General features: G+C 70.3%; 12 protein-coding genes and 2 pseudogenes. 6 read left to right on the top strand and 8 right to left on the bottom strand.

The features are described 5' to 3' along the window. The first annotated feature begins 196 nt into the window (after window positions 1-196). Window positions 197-2062 carry a serine/threonine-protein kinase gene (locus tag CYFUS_RS19545; RefSeq protein WP_095986599.1) on the top strand — a complete coding sequence of 622 codons (1866 nt, stop codon included), beginning with the start codon at window positions 197-199 and terminating at the stop codon, window positions 2060-2062. A gap of 19 nt (window positions 2063-2081) precedes the next feature. On the opposite strand, the gene CYFUS_RS19540 is transcribed toward CYFUS_RS19545, so the two are convergent. Then, the gene (locus CYFUS_RS19540) at window positions 2082-2984 is read right to left on the bottom strand and encodes a DUF72 domain-containing protein (protein WP_232537659.1); all 903 of its coding nucleotides are present in this window, start codon (window positions 2982-2984) and stop codon (window positions 2082-2084) included. Between the two features lie 130 nt (window positions 2985-3114). Here CYFUS_RS19540 and CYFUS_RS19535 point away from each other — a divergent pair, with 130 nt between their 5' ends. Together CYFUS_RS19535 and CYFUS_RS19530 are read left to right on the top strand one after the other, a co-directional pair. Beyond that, the gene (locus CYFUS_RS19535; RefSeq protein WP_095986598.1) at window positions 3115-3936 is read left to right on the top strand and encodes an aldo/keto reductase; all 822 of its coding nucleotides are present in this window, start codon (window positions 3115-3117) and stop codon (window positions 3934-3936) included. 64 nt (window positions 3937-4000) lie between these two features. Then, the gene (locus CYFUS_RS19530; protein ID WP_095986597.1) at window positions 4001-5257 is read left to right on the top strand and encodes a glycosyl hydrolase; all 1257 of its coding nucleotides are present in this window, start codon (window positions 4001-4003) and stop codon (window positions 5255-5257) included. A gap of 27 nt (window positions 5258-5284) precedes the next feature. Here the strand turns inward: CYFUS_RS19530 and CYFUS_RS19525 are convergent, their stop codons facing one another. Then, a complete protein-coding gene (locus tag CYFUS_RS19525; RefSeq protein ID WP_095986596.1) occupies window positions 5285-6430 on the bottom strand; it encodes a DUF1015 family protein in 1146 nt (381 codons plus the stop codon). A 195-nt stretch (window positions 6431-6625) separates the two neighbouring features. Between CYFUS_RS19525 and CYFUS_RS19520 the strand changes: the two genes are divergently transcribed. Beyond that, window positions 6626-6946 (top strand): polyhydroxyalkanoic acid system family protein, encoded by a 321-nt coding sequence (locus tag CYFUS_RS19520; protein WP_002632091.1) that lies wholly within the window; start codon window positions 6626-6628, stop codon window positions 6944-6946. A gap of 10 nt (window positions 6947-6956) precedes the next feature. Here the strand turns inward: CYFUS_RS19520 and CYFUS_RS19515 are convergent, their stop codons facing one another. From CYFUS_RS19515 to CYFUS_RS19490, 6 genes are all read right to left on the bottom strand, one after another. Then, a complete protein-coding gene (locus CYFUS_RS19515) occupies window positions 6957-8576 on the bottom strand; it encodes a CheR family methyltransferase (RefSeq protein WP_095986595.1) in 1620 nt (539 codons plus the stop codon). Then, on the bottom strand, window positions 8570-9577 hold the full coding sequence (locus tag CYFUS_RS19510; protein ID WP_198316634.1) for a chemotaxis protein CheB: 1008 nt from the start codon (window positions 9575-9577) through the stop codon (window positions 8570-8572). Before CYFUS_RS19510 ends, CYFUS_RS19515 begins: the two co-directional genes overlap by 7 nt. Window positions 9578-9596: 19 nt before the next feature. After that, window positions 9597-11891 (bottom strand): hybrid sensor histidine kinase/response regulator, encoded by a 2295-nt coding sequence (locus tag CYFUS_RS19505; protein WP_095986593.1) that lies wholly within the window; start codon window positions 11889-11891, stop codon window positions 9597-9599. Between the two features lie 62 nt (window positions 11892-11953). Further along, a complete protein-coding gene (locus CYFUS_RS19500) occupies window positions 11954-13174 on the bottom strand; it encodes a methyl-accepting chemotaxis protein (protein ID WP_095986592.1) in 1221 nt (406 codons plus the stop codon). Then, window positions 13161-13553, bottom strand: a complete 393-nt coding sequence (locus CYFUS_RS19495) for a Frizzy aggregation protein FrzB (RefSeq protein WP_095986591.1) — start codon at window positions 13551-13553, stop codon at window positions 13161-13163. Before CYFUS_RS19495 ends, CYFUS_RS19500 begins: the two co-directional genes overlap by 14 nt. Further along, window positions 13550-14032 carry a chemotaxis protein CheW gene (locus tag CYFUS_RS19490; protein WP_002632097.1) on the bottom strand — a complete coding sequence of 161 codons (483 nt, stop codon included), beginning with the start codon at window positions 14030-14032 and terminating at the stop codon, window positions 13550-13552. The genes CYFUS_RS19495 and CYFUS_RS19490 overlap by 4 nt, the downstream gene beginning before the upstream one ends. Before the next feature lie 141 nt (window positions 14033-14173). Here CYFUS_RS19490 and CYFUS_RS19485 point away from each other — a divergent pair. Beyond that, window positions 14174-14650, top strand: a pseudogene (locus CYFUS_RS19485) (response regulator); the annotation flags it as partial. A gap of 492 nt (window positions 14651-15142) precedes the next feature. Further along, window positions 15143-15676 (top strand): annotated as a pseudogene (locus CYFUS_RS19480) (response regulator); the annotation flags it as partial. Window positions 15677-15704 lie beyond the last annotated feature (28 nt).

The following is a 15704-nucleotide window of genomic DNA, read 5'->3' as shown; positions in this document are numbered from 1 at the left end:
GCAGCTCCTCGAGGAGCTGGCGAGCACGTGGCAGAGAGGGGTTGGATGTCTCACCCCATGCCAACGAGGTCAGCAACAAGGTAGTAGTAAGTATGACGAATCGATGGAGAGCAACCAAGGTCCATGGATATTAAACGGGATGGCGGGAAAACGGTGAATTGACAGAGACCCGTCAGGATGCGGAAAGTGAACCCCCGTGCGTGACCTCCAGCCTCCCACTCCGGAGAAAGACACCGAGCCCACCATCATCTGGCAGCCGGGGCTGACCGTGGGCCGCTACCACCTGATGACGCGGCTCGCCGTGGGAGGCATGGCGGAGATCTGGCTCGCGCGACAGGCGGGTCCCCAGGGCTTCGAGAAGCTCATCGCCATCAAGCGCATTCTCGACGCGCTGAGCGCGGATTCGGACTTCGTGTCGATGTTCCTCGACGAGGCCCGGCTCGCCGCGCAGCTCAACCATCCGCACATCGTCCAGATCATCGACCTGGGAGAGGAAGAAGGGGCCTACTACATCGCGATGGAGTACCTGCCAGGAGAGAACCTGGCCACCGTCGCCCGGGCCGCCGCGAAACAGAACAAGGAGCTGCCCCTGTCGCTCGCGGTGCGCATCATCGCGCACGCCGCCGAGGGCCTGGCCTACGCCCACGCGAAGCTGGGACCGGATGGGGCCCTGCTCGGCATCGTCCACCGCGACGTGTCACCGCAGAACATCCTGGTCACCTATGAAGGCGTGGTGAAGGTGCTGGACTTCGGGATCGCCAAGGCCGCCACCCGTGAGAGCCAGACCATGGCGGGCCAGGTGCGCGGCAAGGCGGCGTACATGTCGCCCGAGCAGGCGCGAGGCCAGACACTCGACGCGCGCAGCGACATCTTCTCCCTGGGCATCGTCCTCTTCGAGCTGGCGACGGGCACCCGGCTGTTCCCCTCCATGGAGCCGCTCGGCGTGATGAACATGCTGTCCGGTGACACGCCGCTGCCCGTTGCCCACGAGCGCAACCCGCGCGTTCCCGAGGATCTCAGCCGCATCATCTCCCGGGCGCTCGCGCGTCATCCCGGCCAGCGCTTCATCAGTGCCCGCCACTTCCAGGCCGCCCTGGAGGAGTGGCTGCGCGGCCAGCCCGAGGTGCCGGACTGCGTCGAGCTGTCCAACTACATGACGGATCTCTTCGCGGAGCGCATCCAGGAGCGCGCCCGACTGCTGGAGGCGACGCGCGCCGGGGAGCTCACCCCCGGGAGCGCGCGCCGGGTGGTGGGGCGCATCCAGTCCGCGCCGTCGATGCCAGGGCGCGCGCTCGGGAGCAGGGATCTCACCGTCGAGCAGCCCGCGCCCCACCCGCCGCGCCGCTGGCTCTGGATCACTGGCGCCGCCGTGCTGTCGTTGTTCGTCGTCTCCGGGGTGTTCCTCGGCCTGCGCGGCTCGCCGGCCAAGGCCCCCACCGCCAAGGTGTCTCCGGCCGCCAAACCCCCGCCCGCGTCCGCGGTGCCGTCCGTGCCCACCGCCGCGGCGCCGTCCGTGCTCACCATCGAGACGGATCCCCCCGGTGCCCGGATCTCGGTGGACGGCCAGGAGGCCGGGGTGTCTCCCCTGTCGCTCGAGACGCTCGCCCTGGGCGAGCACCGGGTGAAGGCCTCGCTCGAGGGACGGCAGCCCGAGGAACGCACGGTGAAGCTGTCCTACGCGGGCGAGCGGACCCTGGTGATGCTCGAGTTGTCCTCCCCACGGCAGGCCGCTCCCCCCGCCGGCTCCGTGGTCGTCCCAGAGCCCCCCTCGCCCCAGGACTCCGCGGCCGCGGCTCCCACCCAGGCGTCCGCGACGGAGCCTTTTGCCTCTTCGGTGGCGCGCACGACGAAGCGCGCCATGGGCCGGTTGACCCTGGACACCAAGCCCTGGACCTATGTCTATCTGCGCGGGCGGATGCTCGGGGACACGCCCCTCATCGAGGTCCCCCTCCCCGCGGGACGGCACCAGCTCAAGCTCGTCAACGAGAGCAAGAACATCTCCACCGTCATCGAAGTGGAGATCCGCGCCGGACAGACCACGGGCAAGAAGCTGCAACTGTGAGCACCCTCCCCGCCGGCCCTCACGCGGGAGCCGGAGCCTCGGGGGTCTCGGGCGGCAGCACGTAGGGGCCGAGCGTGTCCGGGTACTCGCGCACCAGCGTCTCGGGCGCGTGGACCTGGCGGCCGGTGAGCATCGTCTGGAGCATGAGCGCGTTGACGATGCCCTTGCCCCGCACGTGGTTGTTCGTCACCACGTACACGTCACTCACGCGTGGGTGCGCGGCGATCTCCTTCGTGCGCTCGGCCCAGGGCTCCAGCTCCCGGGCCGGGTACAGGTAGTCGTAGCGCTCCATCGCGCTCGCCGTCTTGCGAAACCAGTTGTGGAAGTTGCGCCCGTGCACCCGCACGTAGCCCACCGGCGACGTCGCCCGCGCGCTCGGACCGAGCGAGTGGCGGAACAGGGGCTGATCGATGTTCACGAAGCCCACGCCCCGCTCGGCCAGCTCCACGAACACGTCCGGCTCGTTCCACGACGCGTGCCGCACCTCCAGCACGAGCGGCCACTCGGGGAACGTGGACACCACCTCGTCCAGCCAGTCGCGGTTGTCCGCGGTGTTGCGGAACGACCAGGGGAACTGCACCAGCACCGCGCCCAGTCGCCCCGCCTCGTGCAGCGTGTCCAGTCCCTCGCGGGTGTTGCGCACCTCGTCCGCCGTCCACGCCGAGCCCCGCTCGTGGGTGAAGCGCCGCCACAGCTTCGCGGTGAAGCGGAAGTCCGGGTTGAACGCCGTGCGCTCCAACCAGAGGGCCGCGTTGCGACGGCTGATGGGCCGGTAGAAGCTGGTGTTCAGCTCCAGGGCGTCGAAGTACCCGGCCAGGAAGGCCAGCGGATCGAAGCCCCTCGGCCTGGGCTTGGGGTACACGATGCCCGCCCAGTCGTCATAGCTCCACCCCGCCGGACCGATGCGAATCATCCTGTTCATCTGGGCAGCCTCCGCCGCTGGCGCGACCCCCGGCCCACTCCGCCGGGCCCTCGCGTGGCCGCCCCCAGGGCGAGCCGGCGCGAACACCTTCGTGGTTCATCCCCGCCCGCGCCCGCCGTAGCTTCCCCGCATGCGAACCCGTCCCATCCCCAAGAGTGGTGAGCAACTGCCCGTCGTCGGGCTCGGCACCTGGCAGACGTTCGACGTGGGCTCCTCGCCCGCGGAGCGAGCCTCCCAGAAGCAGGTGCTCCAGCGCTTCCTCGCGGCGGGCGCCCGGGTCATCGACTCCTCGCCCATGTACGGCCGCGCCGAGACGGTGACGGGAGATCTGTTGCGCGAGCTCGGCCAGGAGCGAACCCCCTTCCTGGCCACCAAGGTGTGGACCTCCGGCCGCGAGGAGGGCCTCACGCAGATGCGCGACTCCCTGCGCAAGATGGGCCATGGGCAGCTGGACTTGATGCAGGTGCACAACCTGGTGGACTGGCGCACCCACCTGCCCGTGCTGCGCGAGTGGAAGAAGGAGGGGCGCATCCGCTACCTCGGCGTGACGCACTACCAGCTCGGCGCCTTCGACGAGCTGGAGAAGCTCATCCGCCACGAGGCGCTGGACTTCGTGCAACTGCCCTACTCCATCGCCGTGCGCGACGCGGAGAAGCGGCTGCTTCCCGCCGCCGCCGAGCACGGCACCGCGGTGCTGGTGATGCGGCCCTTCGAGAGCGGCGCGCTCTTCCGCCAGGTCAAGGGCAAACCCCTGCCTGCCTGGGCAGCCGAGTTCGACTGTACGAGCTGGGCGGAATTCTTTCTCAAATACATCCTCGGCCATCCGGCGGTGACCTGCCCCATCCCCGCCACGAGCAACCCCCGTCATCTGGAAGACAATCTGCGCGCGGGCAGCGGACGACTCCCCGATGAGAAGACGCGGACGCGCATGGTGGAGTACCTCGGGCGGTGAATCCCCACCTTCCGCTTAATCCGTTTTTGCGGACTAAAAATAGAGGTCATGGTAGGGTCAGGCCATGACTCGATTCAATCCCATTCGCTCCCTCACGCCCCTGCTGTGGTTGCTGTGTCTGGCCGCTGTCTCCGCCCAGGCGCAAACCAAGAGCGCCAAGCGAGGCCTGGCCTATGGCTATCACTCCGCCGAGGACATGAAGGCCCTCTCCAAGGGGATCAGCTGGTGGTACAACTGGGCCCCCACGCCCGAGGCGGGCGCCGCCAGCGTGGCCTCCTCGGTGGGCGTCTCGTTCATCCCCATGGTGTGGGGTGGCACGCCGAACGCGGAGCAACTCGTCGCCTCCATTCCCGTGGGCACCCAGTACCTGCTGGGCTTCAACGAGCCCAACTTCATGGACCAGGCCAGGAAGACGCCCAGCGAGGCCGCGGCGCTCTGGCCCGTCCTGGAGGAGGTGGCTCGCCGCAGGAACCTCAAGCTGGCGTCCCCCGCGGTCAACTACTGCGGAAATTGTGTCTCCGAAGGCGGCGTGACCTTCACGGATCCGGTGGTCTATCTGGATGCCTTCTTCGCCAGGTGCACCAATTGCCAGGTGGATTACGTCGCCGTGCACTGGTACGCGTGCGACCTGAGCGCGCTCAAGTGGTACATCGGCCTGTTCAAGAAGTACAACAAGCCCATCTGGCTCACCGAGTTCGCCTGCGGAGATCGGCCGCACGATCAGATCACCCTGGAAGTGCAAAAGAAATACATGACCGACGCCGTCGCCTATCTCGAGAGCGAGCCCGCCGTCTTCCGCTACTCGTGGTTCTCCGGCCGCAGCACTTATATTCCCAACGTCAACCTGCTCGGCGCGTCGGGCCAGCTCACGGAGCTGGGCAACCTGTACGTCTCCCTGCCCGCGGGCGGCGGCACCACCCCTCCCCCCACGGGCAACAAGCTGACGCCGGTGGCGGCCACGGCCTCCTCCATCGAGAACGGCGGCACCCCCGCGGCCAATGCCATCGATGGCAACCTGAGCACCCGCTGGAGCAGCGCCTTCGCGGATCCGCAGTACCTCCAGCTCGACCTGGGCGCCGCGAAGAAGATCACCGGCGTGCGGCTCACCTGGGAGGCGGCCTACGGCAAGGACTACCAGGTCCAGGTGTCCAACGACGCCGCGACCTGGACGACCGTGGCCACGGTGGTGGGCGGGGATGGCGGCGTGGATGACCACACCGGCCTGTCCGCCACCGCCCGCTACGTGCGCATCTACGGCACGAAGCGCTCCACCGGGTACGGCTACTCCCTCTTCGAGGTGGAGCTGTTCGGCACGCCGTAGCCCACACCGTGGCCCGACAGGGCCCGCTCACGCCTCGGGATCGAGGAAGAGCAGGCCCGCGGGCGGCGCGGGCTCCACCCGCAGCGTCTTCGATGGGAGCGTCTGCGCGGCCTCCATCACCGCGCGCACCTCCCACAGCGGCGGAGGGTTGAGGGCGAAGCCCGCCTGGAACTTCCCCTCCTCCACGCCCCGCACCAGCGACTCGAGGCCCCGCACCGCGAACACGTTCGGGTGCCCGGGCGCCTCGGGCTCCTTGATGCCCAGCACCGTGCGCAGCACCAGCGCGTTGAGCAGCGCCAGATCCAGGCTGCGCAGCGTGGGATTGCGCGGGGCCGCCTTCAGGTGCGCCAGATCCAACCCCTGCCGGAAGCGGAGGATCTTCCCCCGCCCCCCGGGCAACACCAGCAGCACCGCGTGCTGTCCGCGCACCAGCGTGGCCAGCCGCTCACGCGCGTTGGCCACGCCCCGCGCGCTCGTCAGCGGCTCGTCGAGCTCGTAGACGCGTGCGTACGCCGTCACGAGCGCGAGGAAGGTCTCCTCGTGGAAGGTGTCCAGGCCGTGGAGGCCTCGGTGCACGGGCTCGAAGTGCAACCCCGGATCCGACAGGGGCACGATGGCCGCGAGGCTCGGCCGGCGCTCGTCGAGCTCCGCCAGGGGACGCAGCGGCGCCTCGTCGAGCACCGCCTGGATGCGCCGGGCCACCGGGGACGGCTCGATGCGGCGCAGGGACAGCGGGGCCCCCTGGAACGTCCCCTGCCACACCACGCTGCCGCGCTCGGCGGCCTCCGCCAGCAGGCCCCGGAGCACCCCGTGATCATCGGCCGCCAGGGTGATGGCGGGCTCCACCTGGGCGGAGCGGGGCCGGTAGGGATCGCTCTCCAGGGGATCGGCCGCGTCGGGTGCGAGCGCGCATAGCAGGAAGCGCACCGGAGGCGCGCCCAGCGGGCCGTCCTGGGCGGGCACCTCGGCCAGATACAGGGCGGGCCGGCTGTCGCGCAGCACGGAGCCCGCGGCCCGCCAGCGGCCCAGCTCCGCCGTGGGATCCACCCGATCCAACAGCGGACGCACCGAGGCGGACCGGGGCGGCGCGTTGAAGGAGCCGCCCCCGTCATCGGCCAACAGATGGGACTCGAGCGAAGGAAACAGAGCGGAGAAGGGAAGGACGCGCGCCATGCCACCAAGGTGGAGATGCCCCCCTCCTTCCGTCCAGGAAGGGAGCCCGGCCCGGACGGCGGCCAGGAAGCCAGGCGCCACGAGGCCCGATCGTACTGTTGACTTCCAGGCCCCTGCCGGAGACACCCGGGTTCACATCCCGTCCCGCCCTCACTAGACCCGAGGCAGGACATCACCCACCCGAAGGAGCGCCAGATGGGCACGATGAAGTTCGAGATTCCCCACACCCTCAACAAGGACGATGCGAGGAAGCGCGTCGAGCAGCTCCTCCAGTACTGGAAGAGCAAGTACGGCGTGCAGTCGAACTGGTCGGGCGACGGCGCGAAGGTGACCGGCAAGGTGATGGGCATCAGCCTGGACGCCAACTTCACCATCACCGACGGCGTCATCCAGGGCGAGGGCACGGACCCGGGCATGCTGCTGCGCAGCAAGGCCAAGTCCTACATCCAGGACAAGTTCGCCAGCGTGCTGGATGCGTCCAAGAGCACCGACGACGTGAACAAGGGCCTCGCGTGACGAGGCGCCCCTAGCGCGGGGGCCCCTCCTCCAGCGCGGCGAGCGCGTAGCGGGCCGCGCGGGAGATGGCCTCGGCCGAGTCCGGCAGCTCCGGGTAGTGGCCGGCCAGCGGCCGCTGGGGGAAGCGCAGTTGCGAGATGGCGTTGCGGTAGCTGCGCCGCGCCGCCTCGTGATCGCTCAAGCGCTCGTGCACCTGCGCCATGAGGTAGTGGCCGATGGCGAGCGAGGGCTCCAGGAAGAGCGCCTTGCCGAGCTCGGCACGAGCCTCGGGCAGCTCCCCGGCCTGGAGCGCCGCGAGCCCGCCGAACACCCGCGCCTCCACGCACAACGGCTCGCGGTGGAGCGCCTGGTTGAAGGCCTCGCGCGCGTCGGCGATCCGCCCCGTGAGCGAGTAGAGGTTGCCGATGGTGAGCAGCGCATCCAGGTGGTTGGGCTCATCCACCAGGAGCTGCTCCACGGTGGCCACCGCGGACACGAAGTCCCCGCGCTCGATCATCCGCACGGCCGCGTTGAGCCGCTCGCCGGGTGAGAGCATCAGGCTCCAGGCGGGCATCTCGCTGGTGGGGCGCGTGCGCGCGGCCTCCATGAACTCGGCGGTGAGCGCGGGCGTGCGGCGCGTGGGCGTCTTCATGTCCGAGGCGTCCAACGTCTGCTGCAGGGCCTCGGTGGACGGAAGCACCGAGGACGTGCGGATGGTCGGCCGGGGCTTGGGAGGGGTGGACACCTGGGGCCGGGGCGGCGTCGCGGGAGGCAGCGCCCCCAGGGGCATGGGCTTGGGGCCCACGCCGGGAGCGCGCGGCTCCAGGGGCTTGACGGGCCGGCGGTAGATGAACGAGCCCTCCATCTCCACCATCTCGAAGCGGTCGTAGACCTTGAAGAGGCTCTCCGAGTAGCCCAGCAGCAGGAGCGCCCCGGGCCGCAGCGCCGCGAGGAAGCGGTCCATCAGCGCGCGGATGGTGGGCAGGTCGAAGTAGATGATGACGTTGCGGCAGAGGATGAGATCCAGCGACTCGGGCTTGACCTTCTCGAAGATGGGGACGGCGAGGTTCTGCCCGTCGAAGCGCACGTAGTCCTTGAGCGAAGAGACGATCTCATGGCCTCCGGGCACCTGCCGGAAGAAGCGCGTGCGGCGATCGGTGGGGATGCTGGCCACGCGCCTCGAGGCGAAGCGGCCCTGCTTGGCGGCCTCCACGGCGGCGAGGTTGAGATCCGTGGCCCACAGATCCACCTCGATGGGCAATGCACCCAGCTCGGCGAGCACCATGGCCACGCTGTAGGGCTCCTCACCGGTGGCGCAGCCCGCGGACCAGATGGACACCCGGCGCGTCTCGCGCCGCGCGCGCGCCAGGGCCTCGGGGAGGATGCGGTTCTCCAGCGCGCTGAACTGCTTGGGATCGCGGAAGAACTCCGTGTGGCCCACGGTGACGAGCGGCAGGAGCTTGCGCAGCTCGTCCTCCTGGGTGCGCAGGCGATTGACGTACTCCTCGGAGTCCTCGAGCCCCGACAGGGGCATGCGCGTGGACAGCGCCAGGCGCAGGCTGTGGTAGCCGTCCGGGGTGATCTTCAGCCCCGCGCGCTCGAGCAACAGGGAAGCCAGTTGCTGCAGGGCCCGGGAGGTCACTGTCAGCATGTGCGCACCCACTGGGTGAGGGTTGGTCCGATGCGATCGAGTGGAAGGACTTCCTCGGCGGCGCCCAGTCGCACGGCTTCCTTGGGCATCCCGTACACGGCGCACGTCGCCTTGTCCTGGGCGATGGTGCGGCCGCCGCGCTCGCGGATCTCCTTGAGCCCCCGGGCACCGTCGCGGCCCATGCCGGTGAGGATGACGCCCAGCACGCGCGTGCCGAAGCTCTCCGCCGCCGACGTGAGCAGCACGTCACACGAGGGCCGGAAGCCGCGCACCGGCGGCCCCGGGTCCAGCGACAGCAGGCCCCCCGAGCGCACCAGCAGGTGCGAGCCCGAGGGGGCGATATAGACGGAGCCGGGCACCATGGCGTCTCCTTCGGAGGCCTCCACCACGCGCAACGACGAGCTGGCGCCCAGCCACTGCGCGAGCCCCTCGGTGAAGCCCTCGCTGATGTGCTGGCAGATGCACACGGGGGCGGGAAAGTCCTGCGGCAGGGTCTTGAGCAGCACGGAGAGCGCCTTGGGCCCGCCGAGCGACGAGGCGATGGCCACCAGGGGGTACGGCGCCTCGGAGGGCGCGGGGCGCACGGGCTTGGACTGGCCCTGCACGGGGCGTGACACGCGCACCTCGGCGAGCAGCATCAACTTGCGGCTCACCGTGTGCCAGAACTCGGCGCCGGGCTCGGCCGGCCGGGACACCACCTCCACGGCCCCCGAGGCGAGCGCCTGGAAGGCCTCGGCGTCCGAGAGCACCCCCGGGTGCAGCGCGAGCACGGGCACGGGCCGCTCCACCATGACGCGGGCGATGGCCTGGAGCGACTCCGGCGCGGCCAGATCCACCACGACCACGTCCGGGTGCAGCCGCTGCACGCCCTCGAGCGCCTCGGCAAAACCACAGACGTTGCCCGACGGGGCGAGCACGCTCCCATCGAACAATCCTCGCGAGGCGCCCCGGAACACCTCGCCCACGAGCAACACCCGGTATGCGGACGCACCGACGTCCAAGTGATTCCCTTGCCTTCTCTCAGGTGAGCCGATCGATGGTCTGGGCGAGGCTTTCCACGCCCAGCTCGCCCTTGACGAGGTATGCATCCGCGCCCGCCTCGGCCCCGCGCCGTCTGTCCTCGGGGGATGCGAGCGAGGACAGGACGATGACCGGCGTGCGCGCCAGCCCCGCGGTGGACTTGAGCCTACGGGTGAACGAGAAGCCATCCAGGCGGGGCATCTGCACGTCGGTGAGGATGAGATCGTACGTCTGGGACTGGGCGCGCAGGTAGCCCTCCTCGCCGTCCTGGGCCTCGTCCACGGTGTGGCCGAGCGCCTTGACGAGCGCGGACTCGGTGGCACGCGCGATGGGCGAGTCGTCCACCAGCAGCACCTTGAGCCGCTTGGCGGTGGTGCCCTGGGTGACGGGGCGCGCCATGCGGCGCACCTCGGTCATGATGTCCGGCACGTGCAGCAGCACGGCGATGCGGCCGTCCTCCAGCGCGGCGGTGCCGGCGATGAAGGCGGCGCCCTTGAGGAACTCGCCGCCGCAGGGCTTCACCGCCACCTCGCGCTCGTCCACGAAGCCATCCACCACCAGGGCGGCATGATCATCGCCGTGACGCACCACCACGGCGGGCGGCTTGTCGAAGCGGTTGCCGCCGTTGACGCCGAGCAGCGGCCCCAGGCCCACCAGCGCGATGGGCTTGCCGCGGTGCTTGACCGCCAGGGTGCCGAACACCTCCATGCGATCATCCGGCTTCACGCGCATCACCGCCACCACGTCGGCGGCGGGAATCCCGTAGACGTCGTCGCCCAGGCGCACCAGCAGCACCTTCATGAGCGCGAGCGACTGCGGCAGACGCAGGGTGAAGGTGGAGCCACGGCCCAGGCGGCTGGAGATGCCCACCGAGCCGCCCAGCGACTCCACCTTCTTCTTCACCACGTCCATGCCCACGCCGCGGCCAGAGATGTCGGTGACTTCCTCGCGGGTGGAGAAGCCGGGGCGGAAGATGAGCTCGATGGCCTCGCGCTCGGAGAGCGAGGCGGCCTGGTTCTCCGTGAGCAGGTGCTTGCGCACGGCCACCGCGCGCAGCTTCTGCGGATCCATGCCGCGGCCGTCGTCGTCCACCTCGATGCTGAGCATGTCGCCATCGGCGCGTACGCGGATGCGCAGGCGTCCCGCGGCGGGCTTGCCGAGCATGCGGCGCTCGTCGGGCGTCTCCAGGCCGTGGTCCACGCCGTTGCGCAACAGGTGCACGAGCGCGTCGCGCACGTCGGCCAGCATCGAGCGGTCCACGCCCAGGTCGGCGTTCTCGATGACGAGATCCACCTCCTTGGCCTGGGAGCGGGACAGGTCGCGCACGGCGCGCGGGAAGGCGTCGAAGACGGTGGACAGGGGCACCAGCCGGGCCTCGGCCACGTGGTCCGCCATCATGGCCAGGTTGCCGTGCAGCGTCTCGATGCCATCGCCGTTGCTGCGCACGAAGCGGAACGCGTCATCGCGCAGCATGTGCAGATCACCCTCGATGCGCTCCACGTCGTTGCGCAGCGTGTTGGGCACCTCGAGCTGCTCGGTGAGCCGCAGGAAGCGGTCGCCCAGGCGCGAGAAGCGCTGGAGCAACGATTCGATCTGCGAGGCGCGCAGGCGGCCACGCGCGCTCTCCACCAGCAGATCTCCCGCGAGCAGGCCGAGCGAGTCGAGCACCTCGACGTTCACGCGGATGCTGCGATCGGCCAGCTTGTTGTGGTGCGGCTCCTCGTGCTCGGCCTTGGCGGCCCGGGGCGCGGCAGCGGCGGCGGGCGCGGCGGCGACGGGCGCGGGAGGAGGCGCGTAGGCGGGCTCCACGGCCTCGGCCATGACCTCCAGCACGGTCTCGGCGTGAGCGGGGCGCACGGCCGGGACGCTCGTGGACGAGGGCGCCTTGACGCCGCCGATGGGGGGAATGGGATGGCCGGACGCCGCGGAGAGCGCCTCGCACATCTCCTGGGAGGCCAGGGTGCCCACCTGGGCACCCTCGTGGTCCTCCAGCAGGTCCGCGATGGTGTCACATGCGCGCAGCAGCAGGTCCGTCGCCACCTCGGTGGCGGCCTTTCCTTCGCGCTCGGCGCGCAGCACGTCCTCGGCCGCGTGCGCGAGCTGACCGATGGCGGCCAGGCCGAGCATGCGCGCCTCGCCCTTCATCGTGTGCAGCTCGCGCGCGACCTCGTCCGCCGCCTGATCCGCGGTGGGCTTCTCCAGGTCGAGCACGCCCAGCTGGATCTTCTGCAGCCGATCCGCGCTGACTTCCTGGAACTTCTGCAGGAGGGATCTCTTGAGGGACTCGGTATCCATGCGTGTGGGGCACCCGGGCGGCGTTCAACCGGCCCGGGTGGACTCCTCCCGCTCCTGTGTCGTCAGTCAGCCTTGAAGCGCTTGATGAGTTCCGCCAGCCGTCCGGCGAGCTGGTTGAGCTCGGCGGCGGCACCCGTGGCCTGCTTGGAGGCCGAGGTGGTCTGGCGCGTCACGTCCTCGATCTCCGCCATGGAGGCCACCACCTGCTCGGTGGCGGTGCGCTGCTGCTGGGTGGCGAGGTTGATGACGCGTGCCGCGTCGCTCGTCTCCTGCACGCCCGCGAGGATGCCCTCGACGGCCTGCGCCGCCACGGCGCCGAGCTTCTCACCCGACTCGGTGGCTTCCTTGGAGGCCTCGGCCGCGGTGCCCGCGGCGGCCGTGGCCTCGCGGATCTCCGTGATCAGGTTCTTGATCTCCTTGGTGGACTCCATGACGTTCTCGGCGAGGCGGCGCATTTCCGCGGCCACGATGGAGAAGCCCTTGCCCGCCTCACCGGCGCGGCTGCCCTCGAGCGCGGCGTTGAGCGCGAGCAGGTCCGAGCGGTCGGCGATCTCGTCGATCACCTCGACCACGGTGCCGATGCGCTCCACGCGCTTGGACAGCTTGGTGATGGAGTCGGCCACGGCGACGCCGTCGCTGCGGATCTGCTGCATGGCCTGGATGAACTCGCCGATGGCGCCCCGGCCCGCGCGCGCCGCGCCCAGGGTCTCCTCGGCCACGCGCGCCACGCTGCCGGCGTTCTCGGCGATCTGCGCCGAGGCGTGCTTGAGCTCCTCCATCGTCGCCGTGGTCTCGTGGATGGCGGCGGCCTGCTCGGTGGAGGACGTCTCGTGCTGGGTGGAGGCGGAGAGCACCTGGTTGGAGGACGAGGACAGGCGCAGCGCCGCCTCGTTGATCTCCCGCACGAAGGTGCGCAAGGTCTCGATCACCTTGCCGAAGCCCTCGAGCAGGGGCGCGAGCTGGGCGTCCTCGGTGGTGGTGTTCCACCGGGCGAGGTCGCCATCACGGCCCAGCGAGATGAGCGCGTCGACGGCCTGATCGATCTCCTGCGCCGCCACCTGCTTGCGGTGCTCGGAGACGGCGAAGCGCTCGAGGAGCTGGTTGAAGAGGTTGGCCAGATCCGCGGCGTCCTCATCCAGCGCGTTCTTGTGCACGCGCGCCTCGAGGTTGCCCGCGAGGACGGCGATCACCGTGTCGGTGATGGGCTTGAGGGAGCCCGCCTTCTTCGAGCGGGCGGCCCCGTCCGTGGCGGAGAAATCGTTCTTCGAATCAGCGAGCGACATTGCCTTCAGTGCCTTCCTTGAACATCAAGGTTTCGAGAAGATCGATGAGCATCACGGGACGCGCGTCATCGAGGAAAACCCCCACCGCGTAGGGCGCCGCGCCAACCACCGGGGGCAGCCGGCGCAGGTGATGGATGGGGACGGGACGCACCCCGCGGATGGCGTCCACCTTGAGGTGGCCCTCTCCCTCGGGTGCGTCGAACACGAGCGCGCGATGGCCGCGCTTCAGGGGGCCGAGTTCCGGCAGGCAGAGATCCTCCGCGAGCGATCGTTCGATGCGCAGCACCTGCGAGGCATCCGTGCCGTAGACGATGTCGCCCACCTCGAAGAAGAGGATGTCCACCTCCTCCTCGGAGGGAGCGAAGACCTCGGAGATCATCGCAGCACCGCGCGCTGCCTTGCGCTCTGCAGCAGCTTGGTGAAGTGGAGCAGGGCGACGGTCTCGTTGGGCACCAGGCCCTCGGCCACGCCGATGAGGTGCTCGGCCGCCGCGTCGCCACCGAGGGGAGGCGGCAGGATGTCGGCCACGGGGATGCGCCGCAGTCCGAGCACCGCGTCGGCCACCACACCGACCCGATAGTTGCCGCTGGTGCCGATGAACAGCCGGGTCCTCGGTCCGACCCGGGCCTCGCCCTTGCCGAGGAAGCGCAGCAGATCCATCACGGGCATGACCTCGCCGCGATGGCCCGTGACCCCCAGGAGGAAGGAGGGAGTCCGGGGCAAGGGGGTGAGCAGTCCGGTACGGATGACCTCGAGCACGTTCTCACTGGGAACGGCGAGGCGGAGATCAGCCACCCGGAAACAGAAAAATTCCTGTTCGGGCCGGGCTTGAGCCGCGATGGCCCGGTCGGGAGCCATCCGAAGCGCACGTTGGAGGGGAGTGTTGGTCAAGGCGACAAAGTATCCGGAGGCAAGCGAAGTGGGTCAAGCCTGGACCGAATCACATGGTCCGGACCGGCTCAACGGTGTAGGGTGACTGCCGTATTCCAGGGGAGGAAGATGTCTCGCGTACTGGTCATCGATGATAGCCCAATGCTGGTGGAACTCACGGTCAGGGCGCTGTCGGCCGCGGGCTACCACGCCACCGGGGCGACCGACCTGGCGAGCCTGGAGGTGAAGCTCTCCGAGGGACCGTTCGCGCTCATCCTCATGGACGTGAACATGCCGGAGATGTTCGGCGACGACGTCGTCGAGTACCTCCGCACCCAGAAGAAGGTGACGTCCAAGCTGGTGCTCTACTCGGACATCTCCGAGGAGGAGCTGGCGGCGAAGACCCGCCAGTCGGGCGCGGACGCCTACATCCTCAAGGGAGGGGGGCTCGAGGCGGTCATCGGCGGGATCATGCGCATCCTGGGTCCGCCGCCACCGCCCACCGCCGCCCCTCGTCCTGGCGCGGCACCCGGCGTGGCCGCCCCCCGGCCGGCTGCTTCCCCCACGGCCGCGCGTCCAGCCCCGGGCGCTCCCGTGGCCCGGCCGCCCGGTGCCGTCGCGGCGCGGCCCGTCGCTCCGCCCGGAGCGGCTCCCGGGGGAGTCGCGGCGCCGCCACGTGCCGTGGCCGCGCCTCCGGGACAGGTCGCGGCGCCCCGTGCACCCGTGGCAGGGCAGCCGGGCGCTCCCCGTCCGGCGGCTCCGGTGCCTGGGACGGGTGCGCCCGCGGCACCTCGCGCGCCCCTGCCAGGACAGGCGGCGGCGCCTCGCCCCGGAGTCCCGGTGGCGGGCGGCCCGAGCCTGACGCCCACCGCGCCGCGCGCCCCCGTCGCGGGACAGGTGACGCCGCCTCGTCCCGCCACCGCCGTAGGCGGAGCCGCCACCCCGGCCCATCCGACCATGGCGCCGCGTGCTCCCGGAGCGGCCCCCGCGGCCCCCGGGCAGACGAGGCCCACGACTCCGGTCCCCGGTGCCGCTCCAGGCACCGCCGTCCCCACGGCGCGGCCCGCCGGAGCGCCCGCCCCGACTCCCGTGCGTGCGCCCACGATGGCTCCCGCGCCCGCGATGTCTCCGGCGCCCGTGGCACATCAAGCTCCGCCCGTGGCCGCCGCTCCCGAGGCCGCTCCCGCTCCCACCGCGCCCGCGGTGTCGGGAGGCTTCCCCTCGGCGGCGAAGATGACGGCGGCGGGTGGGCGCAAGCCGCGCATCCTCATCGTCGACGACAGCGAGATGACGGCCCGCATCATCGAGGCGGACCTGGTGACCAAGGGCTTCGAGGTGCACATCGCCGACTCCGCGGACAAGGCGACGAAGATCATCCTCAAGAAGCAGACGCGTCCGGACCTGGTGCTGCTGGACGTGCGGATGCCCAACGTGAACGGCGAGCAGTTCTGCCGGTTCATCAAGAGCAACAGCCTCTTCAAGGGCATCAAGGTGCTGCTGTGCTCCGGGGAGAACGTGGAGGAGCTGCAGCGCATCTGCCGCGAGGCCGGCGCCGACGGCTACGTGCCCAAGGACGCCGTGCTGGGCAACCTGGTGGCCAAGGAGCTCAACCCGGTGGTCCCGGGCGAGTAGCCCGGGTCTCCCCTCCTCCCGGAGCCCG

The organism is Cystobacter fuscus (assembly GCF_002305875.1).
GTDB lineage: Bacteria > Myxococcota > Myxococcia > Myxococcales > Myxococcaceae > Cystobacter > Cystobacter fuscus_A.
The sequence above is the reverse complement of the archived record's forward strand: the minus strand, read 5'-3'. Positions and strand labels throughout refer to the sequence as shown.